The organism is Sphingomonas cannabina (assembly GCF_021391395.1).
GTDB classification, from domain to species: domain Bacteria; phylum Pseudomonadota; class Alphaproteobacteria; order Sphingomonadales; family Sphingomonadaceae; genus Sphingomonas; species Sphingomonas cannabina.
This window is the reverse complement of record NZ_CP090059.1, coordinates 66,535-92,508: the sequence shown is the minus strand read 5'-3', so window position 1 is coordinate 92,508 and position 25,974 is coordinate 66,535. Positions and strand designations below refer to the sequence as shown.

General features: G+C 69.3%; 31 protein-coding genes and 1 tRNA gene. 9 read left to right on the top strand and 23 right to left on the bottom strand.

The genetic code is table 11. The features are described 5' to 3' along the window. Positions 1-24 precede the first annotated feature (24 nt). Genes LZK98_RS00515 through ssb form a run of 5 tightly spaced genes read left to right on the top strand, consistent with a single transcriptional unit; the run spans position 25 to position 4,383 of the window. On the top strand, positions 25-969 hold the full coding sequence (locus LZK98_RS00515) for a DMT family transporter (protein WP_233784448.1): 945 nt from the start codon (positions 25-27) through the stop codon (positions 967-969). Further along, positions 962-1,621 carry a COQ9 family protein gene (locus LZK98_RS00510; RefSeq protein WP_233784447.1) on the top strand — a complete coding sequence of 220 codons (660 nt, stop codon included), beginning with the start codon at positions 962-964 and terminating at the stop codon, positions 1,619-1,621. The genes LZK98_RS00515 and LZK98_RS00510 overlap by 8 nt, the downstream gene beginning before the upstream one ends. Positions 1,622-1,675: 54 nt before the next feature. Further along, positions 1,676-1,945: a FeoA family protein gene (locus LZK98_RS00505; protein WP_233784446.1), complete on the top strand. Its 270-nt coding sequence runs from the start codon at positions 1,676-1,678 to the stop codon at positions 1,943-1,945. Positions 1,946-1,982: 37 nt separating this feature from the next. Beyond that, positions 1,983-3,827 (top strand): ferrous iron transporter B, encoded by a 1,845-nt coding sequence (gene feoB, locus LZK98_RS00500; RefSeq protein WP_233786665.1) that lies wholly within the window; start codon positions 1,983-1,985, stop codon positions 3,825-3,827. Between the two features lie 10 nt (positions 3,828-3,837). Then, positions 3,838-4,383, top strand: coding sequence for a single-stranded DNA-binding protein (gene ssb / locus LZK98_RS00495; RefSeq protein ID WP_233784445.1), 546 nt, complete (start codon positions 3,838-3,840; stop codon positions 4,381-4,383). Between the two features lie 114 nt (positions 4,384-4,497). Here ssb and LZK98_RS00490 read toward each other — a convergent pair whose 3' ends face one another. The 4 genes from LZK98_RS00490 to metX are packed head-to-tail and all read right to left on the bottom strand — an operon-like array spanning position 4,498 to position 6,906. After that, on the bottom strand, positions 4,498-4,734 hold the full coding sequence (locus LZK98_RS00490) for a hypothetical protein (protein ID WP_233784444.1): 237 nt from the start codon (positions 4,732-4,734) through the stop codon (positions 4,498-4,500). Positions 4,735-4,762: 28 nt separating this feature from the next. Then, entirely contained in the window at positions 4,763-5,365 is a 603-nt protein-coding gene (metW, locus tag LZK98_RS00485) for a methionine biosynthesis protein MetW (RefSeq protein WP_233784443.1), read from the bottom strand. Continuing rightward, complete coding sequence (locus LZK98_RS00480) at positions 5,343-5,795, bottom strand: GNAT family N-acetyltransferase (protein WP_233784442.1); 453 nt, start codon at positions 5,793-5,795, stop codon at positions 5,343-5,345. Before LZK98_RS00480 ends, metW begins: the two co-directional genes overlap by 23 nt. Continuing rightward, entirely contained in the window at positions 5,788-6,906 is a 1,119-nt protein-coding gene (metX, locus tag LZK98_RS00475) for a homoserine O-acetyltransferase MetX (RefSeq protein ID WP_233784441.1), read from the bottom strand. Before metX ends, LZK98_RS00480 begins: the two co-directional genes overlap by 8 nt. 95 nt (positions 6,907-7,001) lie before the next feature. Here metX and hisC point away from each other — a divergent pair, with 95 nt between their 5' ends. Together hisC and LZK98_RS00465 are read left to right on the top strand one after the other, a co-directional pair. Further along, positions 7,002-8,102 carry a histidinol-phosphate transaminase gene (gene hisC, locus LZK98_RS00470; RefSeq protein WP_233784440.1) on the top strand — a complete coding sequence of 367 codons (1,101 nt, stop codon included), beginning with the start codon at positions 7,002-7,004 and terminating at the stop codon, positions 8,100-8,102. Further along, positions 8,102-9,010, top strand: coding sequence for a prephenate/arogenate dehydrogenase family protein (locus LZK98_RS00465; RefSeq protein WP_233784439.1), 909 nt, complete (start codon positions 8,102-8,104; stop codon positions 9,008-9,010). The genes hisC and LZK98_RS00465 overlap by 1 nt, the downstream gene beginning before the upstream one ends. Here LZK98_RS00465 and LZK98_RS00460 read toward each other — a convergent pair. From LZK98_RS00460 to ftsE, 5 genes are read right to left on the bottom strand one after another with little or no spacing between them, the layout of a single operon-like run. Next, on the bottom strand, positions 9,004-9,495 hold the full coding sequence (locus LZK98_RS00460; RefSeq protein WP_233784438.1) for an anthrone oxygenase family protein: 492 nt from the start codon (positions 9,493-9,495) through the stop codon (positions 9,004-9,006). The two genes, LZK98_RS00465 and LZK98_RS00460, sit on opposite strands and share 7 nt — an antisense overlap. Before the next feature lie 5 nt (positions 9,496-9,500). Beyond that, on the bottom strand, positions 9,501-10,199 hold the full coding sequence (locus LZK98_RS00455) for a lysophospholipid acyltransferase family protein (protein WP_233784437.1): 699 nt from the start codon (positions 10,197-10,199) through the stop codon (positions 9,501-9,503). Next, positions 10,196-10,732: a YdcF family protein gene (locus LZK98_RS00450; protein WP_233786664.1), complete on the bottom strand. Its 537-nt coding sequence runs from the start codon at positions 10,730-10,732 to the stop codon at positions 10,196-10,198. The genes LZK98_RS00455 and LZK98_RS00450 overlap by 4 nt, the downstream gene beginning before the upstream one ends. Before the next feature lie 2 nt (positions 10,733-10,734). Then, positions 10,735-11,634 (bottom strand): cell division protein FtsX, encoded by a 900-nt coding sequence (locus tag LZK98_RS00445; RefSeq protein ID WP_233784436.1) that lies wholly within the window; start codon positions 11,632-11,634, stop codon positions 10,735-10,737. Next, a complete protein-coding gene (gene ftsE / locus LZK98_RS00440) occupies positions 11,631-12,335 on the bottom strand; it encodes a cell division ATP-binding protein FtsE (protein WP_233784435.1) in 705 nt (234 codons plus the stop codon). The genes LZK98_RS00445 and ftsE overlap by 4 nt, the downstream gene beginning before the upstream one ends. A gap of 178 nt (positions 12,336-12,513) precedes the next feature. On the opposite strand from ftsE, the gene LZK98_RS00435 reads away from it, so the two are divergent. After that, entirely contained in the window at positions 12,514-13,341 is an 828-nt protein-coding gene (locus LZK98_RS00435; RefSeq protein ID WP_233784434.1) for an MJ0042-type zinc finger domain-containing protein, read from the top strand. Positions 13,342-13,488: 147 nt separating this feature from the next. Here the strand turns inward: LZK98_RS00435 and LZK98_RS00430 are convergent, their stop codons facing one another. Further along, positions 13,489-14,832 (bottom strand): MATE family efflux transporter, encoded by a 1,344-nt coding sequence (locus LZK98_RS00430; protein WP_233784433.1) that lies wholly within the window; start codon positions 14,830-14,832, stop codon positions 13,489-13,491. Between the two features lie 110 nt (positions 14,833-14,942). Between LZK98_RS00430 and LZK98_RS00425 the strand changes: the two genes are divergently transcribed. Next, positions 14,943-15,029, top strand: a tRNA-Leu gene (locus tag LZK98_RS00425). 26 nt (positions 15,030-15,055) lie between these two features. Here LZK98_RS00425 and LZK98_RS00420 read toward each other — a convergent pair. The 13 genes from LZK98_RS00420 to flgB all read right to left on the bottom strand — a co-directional run bounded on the left by LZK98_RS00420 (position 15,056) and on the right by flgB (position 25,727). Then, a complete protein-coding gene (locus tag LZK98_RS00420; RefSeq protein ID WP_233784432.1) occupies positions 15,056-15,961 on the bottom strand; it encodes a flagellar motor protein MotB in 906 nt (301 codons plus the stop codon). 3 nt (positions 15,962-15,964) lie between these two features. After that, the gene (gene motA / locus LZK98_RS00415; RefSeq protein WP_233784431.1) at positions 15,965-16,828 is read right to left on the bottom strand and encodes a flagellar motor stator protein MotA; all 864 of its coding nucleotides are present in this window, start codon (positions 16,826-16,828) and stop codon (positions 15,965-15,967) included. Positions 16,829-16,982: 154 nt separating this feature from the next. Then, a complete protein-coding gene (flgL, locus tag LZK98_RS00410; protein WP_233784430.1) occupies positions 16,983-17,885 on the bottom strand; it encodes a flagellar hook-associated protein FlgL in 903 nt (300 codons plus the stop codon). Between the two features lie 11 nt (positions 17,886-17,896). Beyond that, a complete protein-coding gene (gene flgK, locus LZK98_RS00405; RefSeq protein ID WP_233784429.1) occupies positions 17,897-19,228 on the bottom strand; it encodes a flagellar hook-associated protein FlgK in 1,332 nt (443 codons plus the stop codon). Next, positions 19,225-19,542 carry a rod-binding protein gene (locus LZK98_RS00400; RefSeq protein WP_233784428.1) on the bottom strand — a complete coding sequence of 106 codons (318 nt, stop codon included), beginning with the start codon at positions 19,540-19,542 and terminating at the stop codon, positions 19,225-19,227. Before LZK98_RS00400 ends, flgK begins: the two co-directional genes overlap by 4 nt. Further along, the gene (locus tag LZK98_RS00395; RefSeq protein WP_233784427.1) at positions 19,539-20,642 is read right to left on the bottom strand and encodes a flagellar basal body P-ring protein FlgI; all 1,104 of its coding nucleotides are present in this window, start codon (positions 20,640-20,642) and stop codon (positions 19,539-19,541) included. The genes LZK98_RS00400 and LZK98_RS00395 overlap by 4 nt, the downstream gene beginning before the upstream one ends. Before the next feature lie 2 nt (positions 20,643-20,644). Then, positions 20,645-21,328 carry a flagellar basal body L-ring protein FlgH gene (locus tag LZK98_RS00390; RefSeq protein ID WP_233784426.1) on the bottom strand — a complete coding sequence of 228 codons (684 nt, stop codon included), beginning with the start codon at positions 21,326-21,328 and terminating at the stop codon, positions 20,645-20,647. 8 nt (positions 21,329-21,336) lie between these two features. Next, positions 21,337-22,125 carry a flagellar basal-body rod protein FlgG gene (gene flgG, locus LZK98_RS00385; RefSeq protein ID WP_233784425.1) on the bottom strand — a complete coding sequence of 263 codons (789 nt, stop codon included), beginning with the start codon at positions 22,123-22,125 and terminating at the stop codon, positions 21,337-21,339. Between the two features lie 16 nt (positions 22,126-22,141). Next, positions 22,142-22,891, bottom strand: coding sequence for a flagellar basal-body rod protein FlgF (gene flgF, locus LZK98_RS00380; RefSeq protein ID WP_233784424.1), 750 nt, complete (start codon positions 22,889-22,891; stop codon positions 22,142-22,144). A gap of 28 nt (positions 22,892-22,919) precedes the next feature. Next, positions 22,920-24,248 carry a flagellar hook protein FlgE gene (locus LZK98_RS00375; RefSeq protein ID WP_233784423.1) on the bottom strand — a complete coding sequence of 443 codons (1,329 nt, stop codon included), beginning with the start codon at positions 24,246-24,248 and terminating at the stop codon, positions 22,920-22,922. 29 nt (positions 24,249-24,277) lie between these two features. Beyond that, positions 24,278-24,964, bottom strand: a complete 687-nt coding sequence (locus LZK98_RS00370; RefSeq protein WP_233784422.1) for a flagellar hook assembly protein FlgD — start codon at positions 24,962-24,964, stop codon at positions 24,278-24,280. Between the two features lie 2 nt (positions 24,965-24,966). Then, positions 24,967-25,377, bottom strand: a complete 411-nt coding sequence (gene flgC, locus LZK98_RS00365; RefSeq protein WP_233784421.1) for a flagellar basal body rod protein FlgC — start codon at positions 25,375-25,377, stop codon at positions 24,967-24,969. 2 nt (positions 25,378-25,379) lie between these two features. Continuing rightward, positions 25,380-25,727, bottom strand: coding sequence for a flagellar basal body rod protein FlgB (gene flgB / locus LZK98_RS00360; RefSeq protein WP_233784420.1), 348 nt, complete (start codon positions 25,725-25,727; stop codon positions 25,380-25,382). Positions 25,728-25,974 lie beyond the last annotated feature (247 nt).

Here is a 25,974-nt window from a genome sequence, read left to right as displayed (position 1 = left end):
GAAGCTAGGACGTTACAGGGCCGCATGCACCGGAGCGGAGAGCCAAGAAAAGCTGCGCCGCAGCAAAGCCAAATCTTACCCTTGCTGGCCGTGGCGGGGGCGAACGTCGCGCTCGCGTTCGGGCCGTGGTTCGTGCGGATGGCCGATGTCGGGCCGGTGGCGGCCGCCTTCTGGCGCATGGCGATCGCCGCGCCGCTGCTGCTGGCGGCGACCTGGTCGCTCCGCCAGCGCCCGATCGCCAGCGCCAAGGGGCTGTGGTGGGTGCTGGGGGTGAGCGGCATCGCCTTCGCCGCCGATCTTGGCAGCTGGCATGTCGGCATCCACCAGACCACGCTCGCCAACTCCACGCTGCTCGGCAATGTCGCGACTTTGGTCTTTCCCGTCTACGGCTTCATCGCCGCGCGGAGCTGGCCGACGCGGTCGCAGGGTGTCGCGCTGGGGATCGCGGTGGCCGGCGGCGCGCTGCTGCTCGGGCGCTCGGCCGAGCTGTCCTCCCGCAATCTCGTCGGCGATCTCCTCTGCCTCGCCGCCGGGCTGTTCTACGCCCTTTACTTCATCGTCATGTCCCGGGTGCGCGAGCGCATGGCGCCGCTGCCCGCGCTCGCGCTGTCGAGCATCACCAGCGTGCTGCCGCTGCTCGTAGCCGCCTGGCTGCTCGGTGAAGCGATCCTGCCGCATCGCTGGGGGCCGCTGGTCGCGCTGGCGGTGCTGAGCCAGGTGGTGGGGCAGGGACTGATGATCTACGCGCTCGGCAAGCTCTCGCCGCTGGTGGTCGGCATCGCGCTGCTGATCCAGCCGGTGGTGGCGGCGGCGATCGGCTGGGTCGTCTATGACGAGCGGCTCGGCACGCTCGATTTCGTCGGCGCCGCGCTGGTCGCCCTCGCGCTGGTGCTGGTGCGCCGGGGCGGCCGCACGCCAGTGCAGCTTGCGCCGGTCGGCGCGCAGGCGCAAAGGAGCCTGGATGGCTGACCTCCAAGATGCCACGCTCGACGAGATTCGCGATGCGCTGATCGGCGACGTCGCGGTCAATGCCGCGTTCGACGGCTGGACGCCGCGCGCCGTCGCCGCAGCCGCCGCGATGCGCGGGGTCGATCCCGACGTGGCGAAGCTCGCCTGGCCGGGCGGCGCGGTCGAGATGATCGATGCCTGGTTCGCGCACATCGATCGGGAGATGCTCGCCAAGCTGCCGCCGGCGACGCTGGCGGCGATGAAGGTGCGGCAGAAGATCGCGGCGCTGGTCGAGGCGCGGCTCGAGCTGCTCGCCCCGCTGCGCGAATCGCTCCGGCGGGCCTATGCGGTGCTGGCCCTGCCGCAGAACCTGGTGCGGGCGGCGAAGCTCGGCTGGCGCTCGGCCGACGTCATGTGGCGCGCGGCGGGCGACACCGCGACCGACTATAACCACTATACCAAGCGGGGCATCCTCGCCGGCGTCTATGCGGCGACGATCCAGGTATTCCTGGGCGACGAGAGCGAAGGCCACGTCGATACCAGCGCCTTCCTCCAGCGGCGCATCGACGGCATCATGGCGTTCGAGAAGACCAAGGCCGGCTTCCTCGCCCGCATCGCCCATCGGCCGAGCCTGTCGCGCTTCGTCGGGCGCTTGCGCTATCCGGTACGCTAGGGGTCGCACTTTGCGCTGGCATCGCCGCGCTACTATTGATAATCACTCGCAGCAATGAATGCCCCTGTCTCCTTGTCCGCTCCCGTCCGACTCGGCCACCTCCCCCGTCGCGTGCCCGGCACCGTCGCCGCGGTCGACTGGGACACGCTGAGCGCCCCGGAGGCGCGGCGGCTGCGCGAGCTCGGGCTCGACGAGGGCGTCGAGGTCGAGCTGCTGCACAAGGCCTCGCTCGGCAGCGGGCCGATCGCCTGCCGGATCGGGCGGATGACGGTGGCGATCCGCCGCCACGTCGGCCACGCCATCCACGTCGCCCCCGCCAGCTAGAGTAAGTCCGACGCACGCCCCCGCCACCCTCGCGCCGCTGGTCGCGGTCGTCGGCAATCCCAATGCCGGCAAGAGCGCGCTGTTCAACGCGCTCACCGGCGCGCGGCAGAAGGTCGGCAACTATCCCGGCGTCACCGTCGAGCGCCATTCCGGGCGGATGGCGCTGCCCGACGGCCGCCCGGTCGAGCTGATCGACCTGCCCGGCGCCTACAGCCTCGACCCCGCCTCGCCCGACGAGCGCGTGACGCGCGACGTCGTGCTCGGCCGGCAGGAAGGCGAGCGGCTGCCCGATGCGATCCTGGTGGTGGTCGACGCCGCCAATCTCGACAACCACCTGCGCTTCGCGCTCCAGCTCATCGCGCTCGGCACGCCAGTGGTGATCGCGCTCAACATGATCGACCTCGCCGAGCGCGACGGGCTGGTGCTCGATCCGGCGCAACTCGAGGAGGAGCTCGGCGTGCCGGTGGTGCCGACCGTCGCGGTCCGCAAGCGCGGCATCGACCAGCTCAAGGACCGGCTCGCCGCCGCGGTGCAGGTCAGCGGTGCGCGGCCGATCCGGGCCGGCGGCGGGCCGGTCGACGACATCGCCACGCTCCAGCGCCTCGCCCGCACCATCGCGGCCAAGGCCACCGTCTCGGAGACGGCGGTGCGGCGCTGGACCCACCGGCTCGACGCGATCGCGCTGCACCCGGTGGCGGGACCGGCGCTGCTGCTGGCGCTGCTGTTCGTGATGTTCCAGGCGGTGTTCACCTGGGCGGTCATCCCCGCCGATGCGATCGACGCGGGCTTCACCTCGCTCGGCAACTGGGTGCGGGAGGTGATGCCGGACGGCTTCGTCCGATCGCTGATCACCGACGGGCTGATCGCCGGCGTCGGCGCGGTGATCGTGTTCCTGCCGCAGATCCTGATCCTGTTCCTGTTCATCCTCGTGCTCGAATCGACCGGCTACATGGTGCGCGCGGCGTTCCTGATGGACCGGCTGATGGCGAGCGTCGGCCTGTCGGGCCGCGCCTTCATCCCGCTCTTGTCGTCCTTCGCCTGCGCGGTGCCGGGGATCATGGCGACCCGCACCATCGACGATGAGAAGGATCGGCTCACCACCATCCTGATCGCGCCCTTGATGACCTGCTCGGCGCGCTGGCCGGTCTATACTCTGATCATCGGCGCGATGATCCCCAACACCCAGGTGCTGCCGTTCGTGCGGCTGCAGGGGCTCGTCATGTTCGGCCTGCTGATCGTCGGCGTGGCGGGAGCCTATGGCGCGGCGCTGGTGCTGCGGCGCACGGTGACCAAGGGCGCCTCCTCGGGCTTCATGATGGAGATGCCGAAGTATCAATGGCCGAGCATGCGCGACGTGCTGCTCGGCCTGTGGCAGCGCGCGATCATCTTCCTGAAGCGCGCCGGCACGATCATCGCCGCGACCACGGTGGTGCTGTGGCTGCTGCTGAGCGTCCCCAAGCCGCCCGAGGGCTCGGGCATCTCCCCCGTCGATTACTCCATCGGCGGCCGCATCGGCCATGCGATCGAGCTGGTGGTGAAGCCGATCGGCTTCAACCGCGACATCTCGCTCGCGCTGCTGCCGGCGATGGCGGCGCGCGAGGTGGCGGTGGCGGCGATCGGCACCGTCTATGCCATCGACGGCACCGACGCCGCCAACGAGGGGCGCATCCAGGACCAGCTCAAGGGCCGCTGGTCGTTGCCGACCGCGCTCGCCTTCCTGATGTGGTTCGTGTTCGCGCCGCAGTGCATCTCGACCATCGCCGTCACGCGGCGCGAAACCAACGGGTGGAAATGGCCCGCGTTCATGGTTGGCTATTTGTTCGCACTGGCCTACATCGCTGCGGGAGCGACCTATTGGGTCGCGACGGCAATTGGATTGTAGGAATTTTTGAATGGCGGGCAGCGTCAACAAGGTCATCCTGGTCGGCAACCTGGGACGCGATCCCGAGAGCCGCAGCTTCCAGAACGGCGGCAAGGTCGTCGAGCTGCGCATCGCGACGTCGGAGAGCTGGAAGGACCGCAACACCGGCGAGCGCAAGGAGCGCACCGAGTGGCACACGGTCAAGGTCTTCAACGAAGGCCTCGCCAACGTCGCCGAGCGCTATCTGCGCAAGGGCAGCAAGGTCTATGTCGAGGGCGCGCTGCAGACGCGTAAGTGGCAGGACCAGCAGGGCCAGGACCGCTATTCGACCGAGATCGTGCTGCAGGGCTTCAACAGTGTGCTGACGATGCTCGACGGCGCGCCGGGCGGCGGCGCTGGTGGCGGCGCCCCGCGCGGCGGTGACGACTGGGCGGGCGGCAGCGACGATTTCGCCGGGCAGAGCTCGGGCGCGCGCGGCGGCAACTTCAACTCGGGCGGGCAGCGTTCGGGCGCGGCCAAGGGCAACGACTTCGGCGGCGGCTTCGCTGACGACCTCGACGACGACGTGCCGTTCTGAGCTGCCCGAAGCTTCGCATTAAGTGACCTCGTGCTCCTGCGAAAGCAGGAGCCCTGGATCATCGAGGGTATCGCGCGAGGCCGGAGCTCCTGCTTTCGCAGGGCACGATCGATCTCAAGGCTTGTTGCCGCCCGTCGTCTCATTGGGATTGTCGGGTCCGTGATAGTCGACCTCGCTCAGGCCGCCGTGGCCGAGGAAGCCCGACCATTCGCCCTTTCGCTTGACCAGATTCTTATCGGCGTAGGCACCGCCGCCCGATTCCCCGCCACCCTTGCGGCTGGCGATGTCGCTGACACCGTCTCGCTTGCCGCCGGGACCGCCGCTCGCCTGCGTCGGCTGCTTGTCGCTCATCATCGCTCTCCTTCGAGGAGAGAACGCATCAGCGGCGGGGTTGGCTCAGGAGGAACACGGCGTGCTCGGCGAACAGGTTCGCCGCGGCCGGCCGCGCCGGAGCGCCGTTGGCGAGGAACCAGGCGCCCTCCACCGTGATCCCGCGCTGCCGCACGAAGGCGCGGAAGTCGTCGACGGTGACGTGGTGGATGTTGGGCGTCTCATACCATTCGAGCGGCAGCAGCCGCGTGACCGGCATCCGGCCGCCGAACAAGAGCGACGCGCGCACCCGCCAATGCGCGAAATTGGGGAAGGACACGAAGGCTCGCCGGCCGATCCGCAGCAGTTCGTCGAGGACATGGTCGGGCCGCCGCGTCGTCTGGAGCGTCTGGCTCAGGATCGCATAGTCGAACGCGTCGGTCGGATAGTCCTTGAGGTCGGTGTCGGCGTCGCCCTGCACCACCGACAGCCCGCGCGCGACCGCCGTCGCGACATCGCCCGGATCGAGCTCGAGCCCGCGCGCGTCGACCCCGCGCTCGTCGCGCAGCGCCGCCATCAGCGCGCCGTCGCCGCAGCCGACGTCGAGAACGCGGCTGCCCGGCGCCACGTTGGCGGCGATGATCGCCAGGTCAGGACGCAGGCTGCTCGGCATCGTCCTGCATCAGCTGAAGGGCCCAAGGCGCCAGCCGCTCCATGAAATAGTCGGGCCGGTGGAGCGGCGTGAAACCGCACGCCGCATAGACGTCATGCGCATCGCGCGTGACGAGGCCGGTCCGCCGGATCGTGGCGAAGTCCGGATGGTCGAGGAACCAGCGCACCATCCGCCGGGCGATGCCGAGCCCGCGCGCCGCCTCGTCGACCCACACGTCCGCCAGCCAGGCGAAGGTGGCGTGATCGGTAATCATCCGTGCGAAGCCGACCTGCTCGCCGCCCCGATAGGCGCCGAGGCAATGCGATCCCGCAATCGCGCGCTCGACCAGCGACCGCTCGATGCCCGGCGACCAGTAGCTGGAGGCGAGCCAGCCGTGGATGCGATCCACGTCCAGGCGGGCCCGATCGTCGGAGAGGATGATCTCAGTCATGTCCGTTGGTCCTGAGGAAACCGTCGACGACCCGGTTCAATTCGGGCGATTCGAGCAGAAACGCATCGTGACCGTAGGGCGAGTGGAGCTCGACGAAACTCGCGGCGGCCCCGGCGGCGTTGAGGGCGTGGACGATCGTGCGCGATTCGGCAGTGGGATAGAGCCAGTCGGTGTCGAAACTCACCAGGCAGAAGCGGGTCTTCGAACCACGAAAGGCATTGGCGAGCAGGCCGCCATGCTCCTCCGCCAGGTCGAAATAGTCGAGTGCGCGGGTGATGTAGAGATAGGAGTTGGCGTCGAAGCGATCGGTGAAGGTCAGCCCCTGGTGGCGCAGGTAGCTCTCGACCTGGAAATCGGCGTCGAAGCCGAAGGTCTTCACCTCACGCGCCTGGAGCTTGCGGCCGAATTTCTCGGTGAGACCGGCCTCGGAGAGATAGGTGATGTGCGCGGCCATGCGGGCGACGGCGAGGCCCGCGGTCGGCGGGTCGCCGGTGCCGTAATAGTCGCCGCCGCGCCACTTGGGATCGGCCATGATAGCCTGGCGACCGACCTCGTGGAACGCGATGTTCTGGGCCGAATGGCGCGCGGTGGACGCGATCACCACCGCCGCGCGGACGCGCTCGGGATAGGTCGCGGCCCAGCTCAGCGCCTGCATTCCCCCCATCGATCCGCCGACGACCGCCGCGAGCGTCGGAATGCCGAGATGGTCGAGCAGCATCGCCTGCGCCCGCACCATGTCGCGGATGGTGATGACCGGGAAGCTCATGCCATAGGGACAGCCGTCCGGTCTCAGGCTGGCGGGACCGGTGCTGCCCATGCAGCTTCCCAGCACGTTGGTGCAGATGACGAGATAGCGATCGGTGTCGATCGGCTTGCCCGGCCCGACCATCCGCGTCCACCAGCCGGGCTTGCCCGTGCGCGGGTGGTTGGAGGCGACGTGCTGGTCGCCGGTCAGCGCGTGGCAGACGAGGATCGCATTGTCCTTCGCCGGCGAGAGCTCCCCATAGGTCTCATAAGCGATCTCGACCGACGCCAGGCTGGCACCGCCGTCGAGCGACAGCGGCGTTGCGAGACGGGCAATGCGGTCGAGGCCGAAGCGGGCGTCGCTCATCGTCCCGCTGCTAGGCCGTTTCCCCGGCAACGCAAGTCCCGTGCCGCGCCGCAACGCTTGCCAGCACGCGCGCATTGGGCCATCGGCTCGCCTCCATGAACGCTCCTCTCCCCAAGCCCTGGATCATGGCGATCGCGCCCTATGTGCCGGGGCGCTCGACCACCGACGACGGCCGCAAGGTCGTCAAGCTCTCGTCGAACGAGAATCCGCTCGGCACCAGCCCGGCCGCGCGCGCGGCGTTCGCGAGCGCCGCCAGCCGGCTGGAACGCTATCCCGACGCCAGCGGCGCCGAGCTGCGCGAGACGCTGGCGGCGAAATACGGGCTCGATCCCATGCGGATCATCTACGGCAACGGATCGGACGAGATTCTGCATCTCGCCGCCGGCGCCTTTGCCGGGCCGGGCGACGAAGTGATCTTCGTGAAGTACGGCTTCGCGGTGTACGAGATCGCCGCGCGGCGCGTCGGTGCGACGCCGATCGTGGCGCCCGACAAGGACTATGCGACCGACGTCGACGCGATCCTCGCCGCGGTCACGCCGCGCACGCGTATCGTCTACATCGCCAATCCCAACAATCCGACCGGCACCTATGCCAGCAAGGCGGAGATCGCGCGGCTGCACGCGGGCCTGCCGGGCGACGTGCTGCTCGTGCTCGACCACGCCTATGCCGAATATATCGACGGTGATGCCGAGGACGGCGGCATGGCGCTCGCGGAGAGTGCGCCCAACGTGCTGGTCACGCGCACCTTCTCCAAGATGTACGGGCTCGCCGCCGAGCGGATCGGCTGGGGCTATGCCGCCGCGCCGATCATCGAGGCGATGCACCGCATCCGCCTGCCCTTCTCGATCACCATCGCCGGCACGGCCGCCGCGATCGCCGCGCTCGGCGACACCGGCTTCGTCGAGCATACCCGCGCGCACAATGCCGAATGGCGGCGCTGGTTCGCCGACGAGGTGGCCAAGCTCGGCAACGCAGGCCTGCGCGCGGTGCCCAGCCAGGCCAATTTCGTGCTGGTGCTGTTCGAGGGCAAGCTGACCGCCGAGGCGGCCTACAAGGGGCTGATGGACGCCGGCTATATCGTGCGCTGGCTGCCGGGACAGGGCCTGCCGCACGGCCTTCGCATCACCATCGGCACCGAGGACGAGACACGCGGCGTCGCCGCGGCGCTGCGCGACCTGGTCGAGAAGGCCGGCTGATGCTGCCGTTTTCGCGCATCGCGGTCATCGGGCTCGGGCTGATCGGCTCGTCGATTGCGCGCGGCGTGCGGGAAGCGATGCCGAGCGTGGCGCTGTCGGGCTACGACGCCGATCCCGAGGTCCGGGAGACCGCGCGCGCGCTCGGGCTTTGCGACGATATTGCCGATAGCGCCGGCGCATCGGTGATCGACGCCGATCTCGTCGTGCTGTGCGTGCCCGTCGGTGCGATGGGAGCGGCCGCGGCGGAGATCGCCGCCGACCTACCCGCCGATGCCATCGTCAGCGACGTCGGCTCATGCAAGGCCAGCGTGGTCGAGGCGCTGGCGGCGGCTCTACCCGGCGCGAAGATCATCCCCGCCCATCCTGTCGCCGGGACCGAGAACAGTGGCCCCGAGGCTGGCTTCGCCGCGCTGTTCCACAAGCGCTGGTGCATCCTGACCCCACCCGAGGGTGCCGATCCGGTCGCCGTCGAGCGGGTCGCGGAGTTCTGGCGGCGGCTCGGCGCCAATGTCGAGCAGATGGCGCCCGACCACCACGACCGCGTGCTCGCGGTGACCAGCCATCTGCCGCACCTTATCGCCTACACCATCGTCGGCACCGCTTCCGATCTCGAGGAGGTGACGAGCTCCGAGGTGATCAAATATTCGGCCGGCGGCTTCCGCGATTTCACCCGCATCGCCGCCTCCGATCCCACGATGTGGCGCGACGTGTTCCTGGCGAACCGCGAGGCGGTGCTCGACATGCTCCAGCGCTTCTCGGAGGACCTGACCGAGCTCCAGCGTGCGATCCGCTGGGGCAAGGGCGAGGTGCTGTTCGACAAGTTCACCGAGACGCGCGCCGTCCGCCGCTCGATCATCGAGCAAGGCCAGGACGACGCGCGGCCGGACTTCGGCCGGTCGGATCACTGACGGCTGAAGTCCCTCCACCCGAACACCAGCAGCACCATGGCCACCACCGCAGCCCAGGTGCGGACCGTGTTCCAGAAGGTCCAGTCCTTGAGATAGGTCGCCCACAGCGCCGCGGCTTCCTGCGTCGCCGGATCGGCCGCTGCGAGTTGGTTGTTGAGCGGCACGTTCAGCATCATCGTCACGCCGAAGGTGCCGATCGCATAGGCGAGCCCGCCGACGATCGCGAGCACCGCGCCCGGCGTCCCCAGCCGCAGCACCCCGCCGCCGGCCAGCACCGCGCCGACCACGGCCGTCCCCATGAACACGGACAGGAACAGCGGGTTCAGCACCACGACGTTGACGTGCTGCATCGCCGTCGCCCCCTGCGCCGGCGGCATCCGGCCGAGCGCGCCCATCACGGTGTTCGAGAAGGCGAAGAAGAAACCCGCCATCAAACCCGACCCGATCGCGCCGATCAGCGCCAGCCAGCACAGCACCGTCTTCATCGTGGCTATCCTCTCACATTGGACTCCAGGACATTGATCGCGGCATGGACACGCGCCTCGATCTCGCGGCGCGGCAGGCCCGGGGGGATGGGATCGCCGAAAGCGATGGTGACGGTGCCGGCGCGCTTGGCGCCCCGCTTCGGCCACAGCCGACCGCTGTCGAGCGCGACGGGGATCACCGGCAGGCCGAGCGCGCGGTAGAGGCCGGCGAAGCCGGGCTTGAGCGGCGGCATCTCGCCTGGCTTCACGCGCGTCCCCTCGGGGAAGATCACCACCGGCCGGCCCTCCGCCAGTGCCTGCTCGGCATCGCGCATCATCCGCCTCAATGCCGTGGCGGAGGCGCTGCGGTCGACCACGATCACGCCATAGCGCTGCGCCGCCCAACCCCAGACGGGGATGCCGGCGAGCTCGCGTTTCATGATCGGCGCCGGCGTGCCCAGCATCCGCGCGACCTCGAAGGTCTCGAACATCGCCTGGTGCTTGCAGGCATAGAGCGCCGGCCCTTCCGTCGGCGCGCCGACGATGCGGGTGCGGATGCCGATCAGCCGGCGCGTCGCCCAGCTGTGGAAGTCGAGCCAGGCATGAGCGTAGCTCCGAAGCGCCGCCCGCCCGAACAGCGCGGCGACCGGCGCGCCGAGCACGAACGGCACCGATCCTCCCCAGAAGACGAGGATGAACAGCAAGGTGCGCGCCCAGGCGATCATCCGCCGATCCCGAACAGGATCGCCGCCCGGCGGACGAGGTATTTGTTGTATTCGCGCACCAGCATCCCGAACCTCGGATGAGTGACGACGGCGTCGCCAACCACCTCGACATCCGGCCCGAGCGCATGGGTCAGCTCGAGCCGGGCGCGCGGCATGTGCCATTCCGCCGTCACCAGCCGCACCGATCGGAAGCCGTGGGTGCGCACCCATTCGGCGGTCTCGTCGCCGTTGGAGCGGGTGTCGACCGCCTCCTGCCCCAGATCGATGCAGCAGGCGAACCATCTGGGCTCGACGCCATATTCGATCGCGAGCTCGATCGGGCGCACGTCCGGGGCGGTGCCGCTGATCAGCATCCGCTTCGCCTCGCCCGCCTTGAGCACCGCGATCCCACGCGAGATGCGGCCGGGGCCGCCGGTCGGCACCACGATCGCATCGGTCTTACGCGCACCGAGCGGACGGCCGAGCGAGAAGCTGAACAGCGCGAAGCCAAGCAGATAGAGCAGCGCAGCGACCGCGAGGAGGCGGACGAGGATCCTCACAACACCTGCCTCAACGCACGGATCACGGTGACGCGCGCCGCCGCCATCGCCAGCAGCGCGAAGGCGAGCGGCATCAGCGCGAGCAGCGCCCAGCCGAGCGCCGAAAGCCCGATCCCGTTGGTCAATGCCGAATCGAGGCTGGCGATGCGGCTGCCGAGCAGCGCCACCGTCGCCAGCGCGAAGACGGTCCCAATCGCGCCGCCGATCAGCGTATCGAGCGCGATGCGCCGCTGGAACAGGCGCGCGACCTGGACGTCGGTCGAGCCCAGCATGTGCAGCACCTCGATCGTGTCGCGGTGCGTGTCGAGCCCGGCGCGCGCCGCCAGCAGCACGATCGCGGTGGTCGCGCCCGCCATCAGCAGTACCAGCCCGCCCGCCAGCCAGGCGAGCGACAGCACGAAGCTGCGCACCGGCGCCAGCCAGGCGGCATTGCGGTCGACCCGTGCGCCGGGAGCGGCGGCACGGACGGCTGCCGAAACGCGTGCGGCGGCGGCGTCCGCGGGATCGCGGAGGTCGACGTCGATCATCGCCGGCATCGGCAGGTCGGCATCGAGCCCGGCGTCACCGAGCCAGGGCTCGAGCAGCTCTGCCAGCTCGGTGCGGGGCACCTGCCGCACCGCCTTCACCTCGGGCATCGCGCGCAGGCGCCGGGCAAGGTCCGCCGCCGCATCGTCATCTGCGCCCACCAGCTGCACCGTGAGCCGCCCCGCAAGCTGGCTGTCGAGACTGGTCGCCGCGCCGAGCGTGCCGAGCCCCAGCGCGCCGGCAAGCACGGTCAGGAACAGCATCACCGCCATCACCCAGCTCATCGCCCGCGTGCGCCGGCCGTCGTCGAGCAGCCGCCAGCGCGACTTGACCCGGCCGACCTCCACGATCTCCTCCTCGATTTCGCTCATGTCGGCCGCCCGGGCGGATGGCGGAGGCTGCCGGTCGGGTCGAGCAGCTGGCCGTGCTCGATCCGCATCATGTGCGCGTTGGGGATGCGGCTCAGGAGATGAAAGTCGTGCGTCGCCACCACCACGGTGGTGCCGAGCCGGTTGAGGCTGTCGAACAGATGGAGCAGCCGCGCCGCCATCTCGGGATCGACGTTGCCGGTGGGCTCGTCGGCGACCAGCATCTCGGGCCGGCCGATCACCGCGCGGGCGATGGCGATGCGCTGCTGCTCGCCGCCCGACAGCGTTGGCGGCCGGGCGTGCGCACGCTCGGACAGGCCGACCCAGGCGAGCATCTCGCGCACCGGCGCCTCGATGTCGCCCTCGGGCACCCCCGACAGGCGCAGCGGCAGCGCGATATTGTCCCAGGCGGTGAGGTGCGGGATCAGGCGGAAATCCTGGAACACCACGCCGATCCGGCGGCGGAAGCCCGGCAGGCGCGAGCGCGGCAGCATCACCGCATCCTCGCCGAACAGCCGGATGGTGCCGCGCGTCGGCCGCTGCGCAAGGTAGAGCAGCTTCAGGAGGCTGGTCTTGCCCGCCCCGCTGGCACCGGTCACGAAATAGAAGGCGCCGGTCGCCAGCGTGAAGCTGACGTCGGACAGCGTCTCCGGCCCCGTGCCGTAGCGCAGGCCGACATTCTCGAACTGGACGATGTTCGCCATGCCGGCGCCGGCTTACCCGCTGCTTGCCCCGATGCCCACAGCCATCGCACAGGCGCCACCGTGCCACAATATGTCTCTTGACTCTTTCGAGACTCTTGCTCCCCGAGTCGTTTCGTGTTTAGATTCAGCGCGGTTGATCGGGTGTGATGAGCCGAACAGCCTGTGTGAGTGACGACGCATGATCCTAGAATGCGCCGAGTGCGGCACGCGATACCTCGTTCCCGACAGCGCCGTCGGTGCGGATGGCCGCACCGTCCGCTGCGCCAATTGCAAGCATAGCTGGTTCCAGGCGCCGGCCTCGGCGGCGGTCGACCGATCGACCCCTGCGGTCGAGCGTGCGGCGGCACCGCCTGATCCGGTGCCATCGGCGCCGCGGCCGATAGCGGCCGAGCCTGCTCCCGCGGCACCGGCACCCCAGCCGGTGGCGGCCGAAGCGGCGCCAGTTGCGGCAACGCGGGCCGAAGCGGCGCCTCCCGCCGCCGAACCGCGGCCGGCGCCGGTCCGAAGCTATGTCGACGATGCCGTGGCCGAGCCGCGGCGCGATTTCGACGCGTTCGCGCACCGCCCGCCGTTCAAGCCGCGGCGCAATCCCGCGCGGCGCTGGACCGCGGCGGCGATGGTCGCGGGCGCTTCGATGCTGATCGGCGCGGGGGCGATCCTCTACACGGGTCAGCCCGGCATTGCCGCGCAGCTCGGCCTGCCGCTGGGCGACGCCGAGACGCCGCTGCGTTTCGCCGACAAGTCGATCGACCGCCGCAACCTCGCCAGCGGCAACGAGCTGTTCGCGATCTCAGGCCGGGTGGTGAACCCGACCGGCGCGGTGCAGCGCGTGCCCGACATCCGCGCGGAGCTGCGCGATGCGCAGGGGCGGCTGGTCTACAGCTGGACGATCGAGCCCAAGGTGCGCTCGCTCGCGCCCAACGGCGGGATCGAGTTCAATTCGGCCAAGCTCGACGTGCCGGCCAATTCGCACGTGCTCGAGCTGAGCTTCGCGCGGGGGATTTAGCCCTCCAGATCCTCCCCGAGCTCGCTCGGGGAGGGGGACCGCCGCCAAGGGCGGTGGTGGAGGGGCGGCGGCGCAGCCGCCGTTCCGGCGGTCCCCCCCACCATCGCTGCGCGATGGTCCCCCTCCCCAAGCAAGCTCGGGGAGGATTTAGAGTCGCCGGCTCACCCAGCCGAGCCGGAGGCCGTTGAACAGCGCCGCCGCGACCATGCCGATGCCCGAGGCCCAGACCAGCGCCATCGGGCCGACGCCCTGCTCGACCAGCAGCCAGCCGAGCCCGCCGGTAACCACGAAAAAGGCGGCGATGCCGTTGAGGCCTGCCGCGACCTGGTCACCGAGCGAACGCAGCGTGTAGACCAGCACCACCTGCATCCCGTCGAACAGGATGAAGGGCGCCCAGACGAGCAGCATCGCCGCGGCCAGCACATGCACCTCGGCGGCGGCGGGGAAGGCGCCGGTGACGCTGCGGTCGAACACGAGCAGAATCAGGGCGCACACCCCGGTCGCCGCGGCTGCCAGCGCCGTCGCGATCGTCGCGCGCCATGGCGCCTCGCGCGGCAGGCCCTCGCCCACCGCATTGCCCGCGCGCACGCCGGCCGCCGAACCCATGCCGAGCGCGAGCGCGAAGGTCACGTTGTGGATCGAGAAGACGATCTGGAAGGCGTGGGTCGCCGCCTCCCCCAGCCGCGTCGACAGCGCGATCAGCACCGAGAATCCGGCAAGCTCGAGTGCGGACGCGATCGCAGGCACCAGGCCGAATGCGGCGAGCCGGCGCACGCCCTCTCCCGTCGCCCGCCACCGGCGCACCCCGCGCTCCTCGGCCCGCGCCAGCGTAAGCGCGGCGCCGATCATCAACGCGGCGCCGAGCACCGACGCGATCGCCGTCGCTGCCGCCGCGCCGACCGCGCCGAGCGCGGGCAGCCCGGCGTGGCCGCCCGACAGCGCCCAGGCGAGCACCGCATTGACCGGCAGCGTGATGAAGTTGACCACCGTCACCCGCCGCGGCCGGCTGACGCCTTCGAGGAAGAAGCTCGCCGCGATGATCAGAGTCTGGAAGGGATAGGCGAGCGCCATCACCCGCACCACCGCGGCCGCGTCCGGCGCGATCGCGGGCGCCACGCCGATCGCCAGCAGCATCGGCTCGGCGAAGGCGAACAGCAGCGCGCCCGCGGCGAGGCCCAGCGCCAGGCCGAGCACCAGCCCCTCCTGGAACACGCGGCCCGTCGTCGGCAGGTCGCGGGCGCCGTCGGCGCGGGAGGCGAACACCAAGATGCCGGTCAGCCAGCCGAGCACGGCGACGATGCCGATGAAGGTCAGCGCCCGGCTCGCCCCCAGCGCCGCCGCCTGCTCGGTCGAGACCAGCCCGACCACCACCACGTCGGTGACGTGGAGGATCGTCCAGTTGAGGCTGGTCAGCACCACCGGCCAGGCGAGCGCCAGCAGCCGCCGGGTCTCGGCGGCGACGTCGCGGGCGGGAATGGCGGGTTCGGACATGGTTTCGCCGGTAACCGTTCCCGCGCGATCAAGGAAGCTTGCCAGCACGGTCCGGCTGCGCTAGGGGCGCTCGCCTTACCAGCCGCCGGCACGTCCGGCGGGTTTCATGTGCGGTCGTGGCGGAACTGGTAGACGCGCAACGTTGAGGTCGTTGTGTCCGAAAGGACGTGGAAGTTCGAGTCTTCTCGACCGCACCATCACCCCGGCTGAGCCCATAGGCCGCTCAGCCTCCGAAGGTCCCCCGCCGATAGAGCAAGGTGATCGCGACGCGCCGGTTGCGCGGATCGGCGGCATTCTTGACGATCATCGGCTCGCGGTCGGCGACTCCCTCGATCCGCTCGAAATGCGTCTCCGGCACGCCGCCCAGCGCCAGCCGGCGGCGCGTCGCCTCCGCGCGGCCTGACGAGAGCATCCAGTTGTTCATCGCCCTGGGATCGCCCCAGGCGAGGCTGTCGGTATGGCCGCGGATCATGATCGGATTGTCCATGCCGCGGATCGATTCGGCGACCAGGCCGATCAGCTCCGACGCATCGGGCACCAGCGCGGTCGTGCCGAGCGCGAACATCGAATAATCGGCATCGTCGAGCAGATCGATGCGCATCCCGTCGCGCGTCGCGACGAACTTGACGTGCTTGCCGAGCTTGGCGAGCCGCGCGTTCTGCTTGATCTTGAGCTCGACCTGGCGGCGCAGGCGATTGAAGTTGGCCTCGTCCTCCGCGAAGATCGAGGCGCGCTTCATCGAACCGCGATCGCCCGAGCCCTCGCGCAGCCCGCCGGTCGCGCTCACCGGCACGGTCAACGCGCGCGTGCCGGTCTGCGACGCGCGGTGCGGATAATTGTCCTTGTCGACGAGCGAGGCCCCGCCGAACAGCCCGTTGGAGCCGGCGCTTTCCTGCCGCATCTCGACCAGCGTCGGCGCGAAATAGTCGGCGATCGACTTGCGCTGCTTCTCGGTGGTGGCGCCGAGGATCCACAACAGCAGGAAGAAGGCCATCATCGCCGTCACGAAATCGGCATAGGCGACCTTCCAGGCGCCGCCGTGATGCGCGCCGTGCTCCTCGACATAGACCTTCTTGACGATGATCTTGGGCGGCTGGTTCGAGCCGTGCGGCGCCCTTGCGGCGGGCATGGCCTATCTTCCCCTCAAACCGTCGAATACCTCGCCGAAGCCCGGCTGGTTCTTGTGCGCGATGCCGGAGCGCGCCGCCTCGATCACCAGCGGCTGCGGGTGGCCGTGGAGCGAGGCGATGATGATCTGCTTGACGACGTGGTAGATCGCGCCGTCGGCGTCGATCACCTGCTTGAGGCGATTGGCGAGCGGGCCGACGATGCCATAGGCGAGCAGCACGCCGAGGAAGGTGCCGACCAGCGCCGATCCGATCATCGCGCCGAGGATCGCCGGCGGCTTGTCGATCGAACCCATCGTCTTCACCACACCCAGCACCGCGGCGACGATGCCGAGCGCGGGCAGCGCATCGGCCAGCGACTGGAGCGCACCCTGCGGGCTCTGCACCTCGTGGTGGTGGGTCTTGATGGCGTTGTCCATCACCTCCTCGACCGCGTGGACGTCGAGCGTGCCCGACGAGACGACGACCAGGCGCAGCGTGTCGGCGATCAGGTTGACCAGCGTATCGTCGGCGAGGAGGCGCGGATATTCGGCGAAGATCGCGGAGGACTTGGGGTCCTCGACATGCGGCTCGAGCGCAATCGGGCCGTCGGTCCGCAGCATCTTCATGAGCTTGGAGACGAGGAAGATCGTATCGAGATAATCCTGCTTCTTGTACTTGGGGCCCTTCAGCACCTTCATCACGCCGCCGCCGAGCGCCTTCAGCTCCTTGCCCGAGTTGCCGATCACCAGCGCGCCCAGCGCGGCGCCGCCGATGATCAGCATCTCGTGCGGGATGGCATGCATCACCGGCCCCAGCGCGCCGCCCGTGATGACGAAGCCGCCGAAGACCATTGCGAGCAGGATGACGAGACCGATCGCCGGAAACATGAACTCGATTACCCCCTGGCGAAGACCGTTCCTGTCAGGGTTAACGGCCGTTTCGGGTTATCTTTGAGGGCTGGAGGTGGGAATTTGGTTAAAGCGGGTGAGGAATCTTTTCCGCCTCTCAAAGCCCCTCCCCAGGGAGGGGCTTTCCTCCCAGCTAGCTCAGATAGTTGAACAGCGACAGCGACGTGAGCTTGGAAAAGCTCGCCTGGGTCGCCTGCAGCACCGTCATCGTCTTCTGCAGCTCGATCACCGTGGCGGTGACGTCGGTATCCTCCAGCGAGCTGCGCGTCTCCTCGCGCGCCGCGGCAGCCTTGGTGAGGCGCTGCTGCTCGAGGTCGAGCCGGGCGCCGCGCGCGCCGAGCGAGGCGCGGGCGTTGCCGATCGAATCGATCGCGGTCTTGAGGTCGTCGATCGCGGTACCGGCGTTACCGCCGGCCTTGAGCGAGGCGGAAAGGTCCTGGAGGACCTTGAACATGTCGGTGGTGGTGCCGTCCGCCTTGGGCAGGTTGTTGAACACCTCTTCGCCCGTGATCGTCGCGCGCAGGCTCGAGCCTTCGCCGATCGGGATCGCGCCGGGTGTGCCGGTGCCCATGTAGCTGATCGTACCGTCGGCCGCCTGGGTGTAGGCGGTATCGCCGCTCGCCCCGCCGAACAACGGAGCGCCGCTGGTGTCGCGGGTGTTCACCAGCTTCAACAGGTCCTCGATCATCGCATCGAGCGTGGAGGCGATGGTCTTTTTCTGATCGGCGGGCAGCGTGCCGCTATTGGCCTGGATCGCCAGCTCGCGCGCCTGCTGGAGCTGCTCCTCGATGTCGCCGAGCGCGGCGTCGGAGGCGCTGAGCAGGGTGCTCGCCAGCGTCACGTTCTTGGCGTCCTGGGTGGCGTCGGCGCCGGTGCGGGTGACGTTCGACAGCTGGCGGTAGGCGACCGCATCGCTCGACGGCGCGGTGAGCTTCTTGCCGGTCGAGATCTGCGTCTGCAGCTCCCCCGCGCGCTCGCTGAGCGTGCCCAGCGTGGCGGTGGCCTGATTGTAGAAGAGGCTGGAGGCGATGCGCATGGGAAGGCTCCTCAGCGGATATCGAGGATGTTTTGAAGCGTCTCGCGCGCGACCTGGATGATGCGGCTCGACGCCTGATAGGCCTGCTGGAAGCGGATCAGCTCGACCGCGCTTTCGTCGAGGTCGACGCCCGTCACCGAATCGCGCGCGGCGACCGCGGCGTCGCGGATCGAGTTCTGCGCCGCGGCGACGTTCTTGCGCGCGGCGAGCGCGGCGGCGTTGGTGGTGATGGTGTCGGACAGCCCGGCCTCGAACTTGCCGTCGGTGCGCAGCGTCGCGAGGTTCTGGAGGTTGGAATTGCCGCGCGTGCCCTCACCAGGCGCCGCCGCGGCGATACCGCGCGGGTCGGTCAGCACGAGGCGGACCTCGGTCGGCGGGTCGCCCGCCGCGAACATCGGCGTGCCCGCCGCACCGTCGAGGTCGCGGCCGCCGGCCTGCACCGCGTTCACGCCGTCGACGAAGCGGGTGGCGAGATCGTTCAGCGCGTCGCGCGCGTCGGCGAGGCGCTGCGCCCCTTCGGTGATGCCCGCGAAGGCGCCGCCCTGCGCCGGGATCACCGTCGCGCTGGCGCCGCGGTGGAGCTGGAACTGCGCGGCGCCGGTGGCGCTCATCGCGAAGCTGACCTGGCTCGCGCCGGCCGCGTCGACCAGCACCGGCCCGGCTGCGCCGCCGGTGCGGACGATCGCGCGGCTCTGTGCGTCGAAGGTCACGTCGACGTCGACCAATGCGCTCATGCTCTCGAGCAGGCGGTCGCGCTGGTCAAGCATCGACATCTGCATCGCCGAGCCCTGATCGGCGCGGGAAAGCCCCTGGTTCACCTGATAGAGCTGCTGCGCGAGGTCGTTGAGGTCGCGCGCGGCGTCGCGGCCGGTGAGGCTGAGGTCGCCGATCGCGGTGTCGAGCGCGCGGCCGGTGGCGGTGAACGAGTTCGCCAGCGTCGCCGCGCTCTCGATCATCACCCCGCGCGGCGCGACCGAAGCGGGATCGGCGGCGACGCCCTGCGCCGCGTTGAAGAAGGCGGTGAGCTGCGCGCTAAGCTCGTTGCCGGTCAGCACCTGCTCGACCCGGTCGAGCCAGACGATGCCGGCTTCGGTCCGCGCGAGATCGGAGCCTGACGTGCGAACGTCGGTGTTGCGGAACTCGTTCGCCGAGCGGGTCAGCGCGGTCGCGAGCGAGCCGTTGCCCGACATGCGCAGGCCCTTGGTCGCCGGGATCTCCTGGACCTGGACGGCGCGGCGCGCATAGCCGGCGGTGCCGACGTTGGCGATGTTCTCCGACGTGGTGCCGAGTGCCGACTGATAGGTGCGGACGCCCGAGGCGCCGATGTAGAGCAGGTCGCTCATGTCGTCGTCTCCTCGGCGGTCGGTGTGGATTTGGCGAGGAACTCGGTCATCGCCTTGCCGATGCCGATCGGCGTGTGCGCGGCCATGCTCTCGGCGAACTGCTGGTCCTGCATGTCGCGGAACTGCTCGCCGGCCTTGTTGTCGAACAGGCCGTCGGCGAGCTTGGCCGAGCGCATCGACTTCAGCATCATGTTGACGAAGATCGCCTCGAAGCGCTCGCCCGCCTTCTGCAGGTTGTCGCGCGACGCTGTGCGCGACGTGTCATTGGACACGCCGCCCGCGGTCGAGGCGATCGGGGTGCCGACGCTCGTCACAGCACCACCAGCTCGGCGTTGAGCGCACCGGCCTCCTTGAGCGCCTCCAGGATCGCGACCAGGTCGGCCGGCGAGGCGCCGATGGCGTTGACCGCCTTGACCACGTCGCTGAGCTTGGGTCCCGGCTCCAGCAGGAACATCGGGCGCTTCTCCTCCTCGACGCCGACCGCGCTCTGGCGCTCCAGCGCGGTCTGGCCGCGGCTGAAGGGGGCGGGCTGGCTGATCCGCTGCGATTCGTCGATGCGGACGGTGAGCTTGCCGTGCGTGACCGCGGCCGGGCTGACGCGCACGGCGGAGTTGATGACGACGGTGCCCGTGCGCGCGTTGACGATCACCCGGGCGGGCGCCTCGGCAGCGGTGACGGGCAGGTTCTCGATCGCGCTCATGATCTGCGCGCGCACGTCGCTGCCCTGCGGCGCCTGCACGGCGACCGAGACGGCATCGACGGCGCGGGCGGTCCCGACGCCGAAGCGGCCGTTGATCGCGTTGGCGACGTTCTGTGCCGTGGTGAAATCGGCGCGGGCGAGGTTGAAGGTCAGCGTCGGCGCGGTGGCGAAGCCGGTGTCGACCGCGCGCTCGACCGTGGCGCCCTCGGGGATACGCCCGGACGAGGGGATGTTGACGACGATCTTCGAGCCGTCCGCGCCTTCCGCGCCGAGCCCGCCGACCGCGAGGTTGCCCTGCGCCATCGCGTAGATCTGCCCGTCGGCGCCCTGCAGCGGCGTCAGCACCAGCGTGCCGCCGCGCAGGCTCTTCGCCTTGCCCATCGCCGAGACAGTGATGTCGAGCTTCTGCCCCGGCTTGGCGAACGGCGGCAGCTCGGCCGTCACGATCACCACCGCCGAGTTCTTGAGGCTCGGGTTGACGCTCTGCGGCAGCTGGAGGCCGAAGCGCGAGGCGACGCCCTTCATCGACTGGACGGTGTATTCGAGATTGTCGTCGCCCGTGCCCGGCAGGCCGACGACGATGCCGTAGCCGGTGAGCTGGTTGGTACGGATGCCCTGGAACGCGCCGAGGTCCTTGACGCGCTCGGCGTGGGCCGGAGCGGCGATCAGCAGCGCTGCGAGGGTAGCGAGGATCAGACGGAGCATTTGGCGCATCCTCAGAACGGGCTGATGACCTGGAAGAAGCGGCTCAGCCACCCCTGGCGGCTGGCGCGGGCGACGTCGCCGCGGCCGGTGTAGGCGATGCGGGCGTCGGCGACGCGGGTCGATAGCACACGGTTGTTGACGTCGACATCGGCGGGACGGACCAGGCCGCGGATCTGGACGAACTCGTCGCCGCGGTTGAGCGTCACCGTCTTCTGGCCCTGGACGACCATCGTGCCATTGGGCAGCACCTCGGCCACCGTCACGGTGATCTCGCCCGACAGCGCGTTCGACTGGTCGGCGGTGCCGGTGCCGTTGAAGTTGCGCTTGCCGCTGGCGCTGGCGTCGGTCGGATCGAACAGATGGAGCGCCCCGGTGCTCGGGCCGGTCAGGCCGAAGCCGCCGCCCGAATCGAGCTTGGAGCCGGCCGATTTCGATGCCGAGGTGCGCTCGACCAGCACGATCGTCAGCGGATCGCCGACCGACCGCGCGCGCGCGCCCTCGTAGAGCCCGGCATAGCCGCGGGTCGGCTGGAAGATCGCGCCGTTGGCCGGCTCCGGCGGTCGGATCGGCTGCGGCGGGGTCGCCTGGTATTCGGGCGGCGGCGCGACCTTCTTCTTGCCGCCGAAGATGCCAGCGTCGGCGGACGCCGGCGCGAGCATGGTGGCGAAGGCGCCGAGGATGAGGGAAGAGCGCATCGTCCGCCTCAGATGTTCTGGTTGACGTATTTGAGCATGTCGTCGGTCGCCGAGATCATCTTCGAGTTGACCTCATAGGCGCGCTGGGTCTCGATCATGTCGACCAGCTCCTCGACGACGTTGACGTTGGAGCCCTCGAGCATCCCCTGGCGGACCTTGCCGCGGCCGTCCTGGCCGGCGATGCCGAGGTTGACCGGGCCGGAGGCGGCGGTCTCGACGACATAGTTGTCGCCGCTCGCCTGCAGCCCCGCCGAATTGGGGAAGCTGGCGACCTGGATCTGGCCGAGCTGGCTCGCCTCGGTCTGGCCTGGCACGGTCGCGGAGACGGTGCCATCGGTGCCGATGGTGATGTTGGTGGTGCCCTCGGGGATAGTGATTCCCGGCATCACCTGATAGCCCTCGCTGGTCACCAGCAGCCCTTCGGGCGAGCGCGTGAAGTTGCCGGCGCGAGTATAGGCGAGCGTGCCGCCCGGCATCTGCACCTGGAAATAGCCGTCGCCGTCGAGCGCGAGATCGAGGCTGTTGCCCGTGGTTTGCATCGACCCCTGGGTATCGATCCGCGCCGTACCCTGGATGCGCACGCCGGTGCCGAGGTTGAGCCCCGTCGCGTAGCGCGTCTCCTGCGTGCTGGCGGCGCCGGGGGCGGTGACGACCTGATAGGCCAGCGTCTCGAACGCGGCGCGATCCTTCTTGAACCCCGTCGTGTTGACGTTGGCGAGGTTGTTCGAGATCACCCGCATCCGGGTGTCCTGCGCGTCGAGCCCGGTGCGGGCGATATGGAGAGCGGCGGACGACATCGCTTGATTTCCTTTCTCAGACCGGCATCCGCATCAGCGATGCGGAGCTTTCGTCGAGATTCTTGGCTTCCTTGAGCAGGTTGGCCTGCACTTCGTAGCTGCGCTGGTTCTCGATCATGTCGACCAGCGCCTGCGTCAGGTTGACGTTCGATCCCTCGAGCGCGCCCGACTTGACCCGCGCCTCGGCATCGTCGGGCAGCACGCCGCCGCCGCGCACATGGAGCAGGTTGTCGAGGCCCTTGACGGTGTCGGAACCCTCGGCGCTGGCGAGCCTGATCTTGTCGATCTCCTGCGGCGCCTGGCCGGGTTCGGCGCCGAGCGGCACGATCGAGATCGTGCCGTCCTCGCCGATGATCACCTTGTCGGCGGGCGGCATGGTGATGGGGCCCCCCGACCCCATCACCGGGAAACCGTCGCCGGTCTCCAGCACGCCCGAGGCCGCGATCCGCAGATCGCCGCGCCGGGTGTAGGCTTCGCTGCCGTCGGGGGCCTGCACCGCGATCCAGGCGGTGCCGGTGACGGCGACGTCCAGCGGGTTGCCGGTGTCCTGGATGGCGCCGCCGCTACGGTCGGCGTCGCGCACTTCCTCGCCGGAGGGCGCGCGCGATTCGAGCCCGCCGCCGCCCTTCAGCATCATCGCCTCGAAGGCGACGCGGTCGGCGCGATAGCCGGTGGTCGAGGCGTTCGCGATGTTGTTCGCGATCGCCGCCTGCGCCGCCATCTGGCCCTTGAGCCCTGACAATGCGGTGTAGACCATCCGGTCCATCGTTCAGCCTCCCTGGGGGTTCGCGCCGTTACGAACGGATGTTGAAGATCGACTGCGAGATCTGGCTCGACGCATCGAGCGCCTTCGCATTCGCCTGGAAATTGCGCTGGGCCGCGATCAGGTTGACCAGCTCCTCAGTGATGTCGACGTTCGAGCGCTCGATCGCGCCCGACATCAGCGCGCCGAAGCCGTCCGCGCCGGGCTGGCCCATGCGCGGATCGCCCGACAGGCCGGTCGGCGACCAATAGCTGTTACCGAGCTGGCGCAGGCCCGAAGGATTGGAGAAATTGGCCAGCGCGACCATGCCGAGTGCCTGGCTGTCGCCGTTCGAGAAGGTGGCGCGGACCATGCCGTTCTCGTCGACGCTGAGCCCCTCGAGCTTGCCGACCGCGGCGCCGTCCTGGCTCTGTGCGACCAGGTCGAACGGCTGGGCGAGCTGGGTGGTGGCGCTGCCGAAGTCGAGCGAGATCGTCTGCGGCTTGGCCGCCCCGGTCGGGGTGAACTCGCCGAAGGTGGTGGCGCCGGTCGGCGCGGTCAGCGCGCCGTTGACGTCGAAGCTCAGCGTGATCGGATTGGCGCCCGCGGTGCCGGCATCAGCATCGAGCTGCTGGTCGCCGACGAAGGTGTAGACCTTCCAGGTGCTCGGCCCCAAAGGCGCGACCGTCGCCGGCGGCACCACCGCAGGGGCGGTTTCGCGGACGAAATAGCTGGTCATCGTCATCGCGTTGCCGTCGGTGTCGTACACCGTGGTCTGGGTCGAATTATTGTAGGTCGCCGGGTTGAAGCGGTCGAAGGCATAGGGGTTGGCGGTGGTGAACACCGGATTCGACGACGGCACCGACGCATTGCCCGACAGGTTGAGCGACTGGCTGACCGCGCCGGTGGCCTTGGGCGTACCGCTGAAGGCGGGGACCCGCAGGCTCGTCGTCGCGCCGGCGCCGGTGGCGACCACAGTGCCCGAGCCGTCGACCGGATAGACCTGGAGATGTCCGCCGTTCGCATCGACGACGTAGCGGTCGGGATCGACCATGAAGCCGCCGTTGCGGGTGTAGTTGACCTTGCTGCCCTCGAGGTCGGGCTTGACCACGAAGAAGCCGTCGCCCGAGACCGCGAGGTCGAGCGAGGATTCAGACTGGACGAGTCCGCCCTGGCTGAATTCCTGGCGGATCGCCTTCACCACCGAACCAGAGCCGACCATCTGGTTCGGGTTCACCGACACGCTCGACGCGATGACGTCGGCAAACTCGGTGCGGCTCTTCTTGAAGCCGTTGGTCGAGACGTTGGCGAGGTTGTGCGAGATGGTCGACATCTCGGTCTGCGAACCCTTGAGCCCGCTGAGCGACGTGTAGAAGGACATGGAACTTGCTCCCTTGAAGGTTCTTGGGTTCAGCCGACCTGGCGGACGGCAGAGACTGGGACCTGGCCGATGCCGGCCACCGACAGCACCGGCTCGCCGGTCGACGGGATCGAGACCGAGGCGACGGGCGCCCACACCAGGGTGCGGCTGTCGACCTTGGTGGTGCCGTTGCGGGCGGTGGCGGTGATGGTGAACGGGCCGTCGCCGGCTTCGCCGCCGGTGTCGGTGCTGCCGTCCCAGTCGAAGTCGACGGTGCCCTTCTTCTGGGCGCCGAGGTCGACGGACTTCAGGACCTTGCCGTCCTTGTCGGCGATGGTGACGATGACGCCGGTCGTGTCGCCGTCGAGCTCGACCTGGCCGGCGAAGCCACCCGCGGTCCGCGGATAAGCGACCGATCCTTCGGTCAGCACCGTCTTGCCGACATAGGCCATCGCGTCGCTGGCGGAGGTCGCATTGAGCTTGTCGGCGATCGACTTCAGCGTGGTCGACATCTCGGTGATGCCGGCCAGGCTGGAGAATTGCGCCATCTGCGCGACCATCTGGGTGTTGTCGACCGGGTTGAACGGGTCCTGGTTCTGCATCTGCGCGGTCATCAGCTTCAGGAAATCGGCCTGGCCGAGCGTCGTGTTCGCCGACGAGGCGGGCTGGACCGGCGTGCCCGAGTTGGTGCGCGGTATGCCGAGCGCGTCGAGCGTGGAATCGAAGGAAGAGGCCATGGTCAGCGTCCCAGCTTGAGGGTATCGACGATCAGCGACTTGGCGGTCTGCATGACCTCGACATTGTTCTGGTAGGTGCGCGCAGCCTCGAGCATGTCGACCAGCTCGCGCGTCTCATCGACGGCGTTCTCCCAGACGTTGCCGTCCCGGTCGGCCATCGGATTGCCGGGGTCGTAGCGCTTGGTCGGCGCCTCGCCGGCGGTGACGACCTGCTCGACGTTGACCGTCGCCATGCCGCTCGCCTGGTCGAACTGGGTGCGGAACACCGGCTTCATCGTCCGATAGGCCGCATCCGGCGTCGAGGCGACGCCGCCGGCGTTGGCGAGGTTGGACGCCGTGGTGTTCATCCGCACCAGCTGCGCGCTCATCGCGCGGCCGGCGACCTGGAAGATGGACATCGGATTGTCGGCCATCGTCATTCGCCCTTCAGCGCGCGGGTGATCTGGCCGATGCGGCCGTTGAGAAACGACAGCGTCGTCTGATAGGCGATCGCGTTCTCGGCGAAGGCGGTCTGCTCGGTGGCGAGCTCGACGGTGTTGCCGTCCATGCTCATCTGCAGCGGGGTGCGGTACTTGGTCGCCGCGGCGATGCCCGTGTCGACATGCCCGCTCTCCGCCGAGCGCAGCGCCTCGGCGAAGTCGATGTCCTTGGCCTGGTAGCCGGGGGTCGAGGCGTTCGCGATGTTCGACGCGAGCACGCCCATGCGCTGCGAGCGCACTTCGAGCGCCGCGCCATGGACGCCGAACAGGCTGTCGTTGCTCATCTCGTCGGTCTCCCGCACTGGTTCGAGGGCAGCTTTGCAATGGGCGTGCCAAATTGATGAGGGCGCCGGATTTGTTGTTGTCGGCCAAGGGAAGCGGCAAGGTCTTGCCGGTGGCGGCAAGCGATTGCCGGATGCGCGTCGCCCTATTCATCGTCATGCCGGGCTTGACCCGGGATCCAGAGTCGCAGGCAACGCCGCTCGTGACCCTGGATCCCGGATCAAGTCCGGCATGACGAGCGAGGGGGCG

What these genes read in the sequence shown, in the direction of transcription:
- LZK98_RS00515 (WP_233784448.1), top strand. Translation starts at nt 25, where the DNA reads ATGCACCGGAGCGGAGAGCCAAGAAAAGCTGCGCCGCAGCAAAGCCAA.
- LZK98_RS00510 (WP_233784447.1), top strand. Translation starts at nt 962, where the DNA reads ATGGCTGACCTCCAAGATGCCACGCTCGACGAGATTCGCGATGCGCTG.
- LZK98_RS00505 (WP_233784446.1), top strand. Translation starts at nt 1,676, where the DNA reads ATGAATGCCCCTGTCTCCTTGTCCGCTCCCGTCCGACTCGGCCACCTC.
- ssb (WP_233784445.1), top strand. Translation starts at nt 3,838, where the DNA reads ATGGCGGGCAGCGTCAACAAGGTCATCCTGGTCGGCAACCTGGGACGC.
- LZK98_RS00490 (WP_233784444.1), bottom strand. Translation starts at nt 4,734, where the DNA reads ATGAGCGACAAGCAGCCGACGCAGGCGAGCGGCGGTCCCGGCGGCAAG.
- metW (WP_233784443.1), bottom strand. Translation starts at nt 5,365, where the DNA reads ATGCCGAGCAGCCTGCGTCCTGACCTGGCGATCATCGCCGCCAACGTG.
- LZK98_RS00480 (WP_233784442.1), bottom strand. Translation starts at nt 5,795, where the DNA reads ATGACTGAGATCATCCTCTCCGACGATCGGGCCCGCCTGGACGTGGAT.
- metX (WP_233784441.1), bottom strand. Translation starts at nt 6,906, where the DNA reads ATGAGCGACGCCCGCTTCGGCCTCGACCGCATTGCCCGTCTCGCAACG.
- hisC (WP_233784440.1), top strand. Translation starts at nt 7,002, where the DNA reads ATGAACGCTCCTCTCCCCAAGCCCTGGATCATGGCGATCGCGCCCTAT.
- LZK98_RS00465 (WP_233784439.1), top strand. Translation starts at nt 8,102, where the DNA reads ATGCTGCCGTTTTCGCGCATCGCGGTCATCGGGCTCGGGCTGATCGGC.
- LZK98_RS00460 (WP_233784438.1), bottom strand. Translation starts at nt 9,495, where the DNA reads ATGAAGACGGTGCTGTGCTGGCTGGCGCTGATCGGCGCGATCGGGTCG.
- LZK98_RS00455 (WP_233784437.1), bottom strand. Translation starts at nt 10,199, where the DNA reads ATGATCGCCTGGGCGCGCACCTTGCTGTTCATCCTCGTCTTCTGGGGA.
- LZK98_RS00445 (WP_233784436.1), bottom strand. Translation starts at nt 11,634, where the DNA reads ATGAGCGAAATCGAGGAGGAGATCGTGGAGGTCGGCCGGGTCAAGTCG.
- ftsE (WP_233784435.1), bottom strand. Translation starts at nt 12,335, where the DNA reads ATGGCGAACATCGTCCAGTTCGAGAATGTCGGCCTGCGCTACGGCACG.
- LZK98_RS00435 (WP_233784434.1), top strand. Translation starts at nt 12,514, where the DNA reads ATGATCCTAGAATGCGCCGAGTGCGGCACGCGATACCTCGTTCCCGAC.
- LZK98_RS00430 (WP_233784433.1), bottom strand. Translation starts at nt 14,832, where the DNA reads ATGTCCGAACCCGCCATTCCCGCCCGCGACGTCGCCGCCGAGACCCGG.
- LZK98_RS00420 (WP_233784432.1), bottom strand. Translation starts at nt 15,961, where the DNA reads ATGCCCGCCGCAAGGGCGCCGCACGGCTCGAACCAGCCGCCCAAGATC.
- motA (WP_233784431.1), bottom strand. Translation starts at nt 16,828, where the DNA reads ATGTTTCCGGCGATCGGTCTCGTCATCCTGCTCGCAATGGTCTTCGGC.
- flgL (WP_233784430.1), bottom strand. Translation starts at nt 17,885, where the DNA reads ATGCGCATCGCCTCCAGCCTCTTCTACAATCAGGCCACCGCCACGCTG.
- flgK (WP_233784429.1), bottom strand. Translation starts at nt 19,228, where the DNA reads ATGAGCGACCTGCTCTACATCGGCGCCTCGGGCGTCCGCACCTATCAG.
- LZK98_RS00395 (WP_233784427.1), bottom strand. Translation starts at nt 20,642, where the DNA reads ATGCGCCAAATGCTCCGTCTGATCCTCGCTACCCTCGCAGCGCTGCTG.
- LZK98_RS00390 (WP_233784426.1), bottom strand. Translation starts at nt 21,328, where the DNA reads ATGCGCTCTTCCCTCATCCTCGGCGCCTTCGCCACCATGCTCGCGCCG.
- flgG (WP_233784425.1), bottom strand. Translation starts at nt 22,125, where the DNA reads ATGTCGTCCGCCGCTCTCCATATCGCCCGCACCGGGCTCGACGCGCAG.
- flgF (WP_233784424.1), bottom strand. Translation starts at nt 22,891, where the DNA reads ATGGACCGGATGGTCTACACCGCATTGTCAGGGCTCAAGGGCCAGATG.
- LZK98_RS00375 (WP_233784423.1), bottom strand. Translation starts at nt 24,248, where the DNA reads ATGTCCTTCTACACGTCGCTCAGCGGGCTCAAGGGTTCGCAGACCGAG.
- LZK98_RS00370 (WP_233784422.1), bottom strand. Translation starts at nt 24,964, where the DNA reads ATGGCCTCTTCCTTCGATTCCACGCTCGACGCGCTCGGCATACCGCGC.
- flgC (WP_233784421.1), bottom strand. Translation starts at nt 25,377, where the DNA reads ATGGCCGACAATCCGATGTCCATCTTCCAGGTCGCCGGCCGCGCGATG.
- flgB (WP_233784420.1), bottom strand. Translation starts at nt 25,727, where the DNA reads ATGAGCAACGACAGCCTGTTCGGCGTCCATGGCGCGGCGCTCGAAGTG.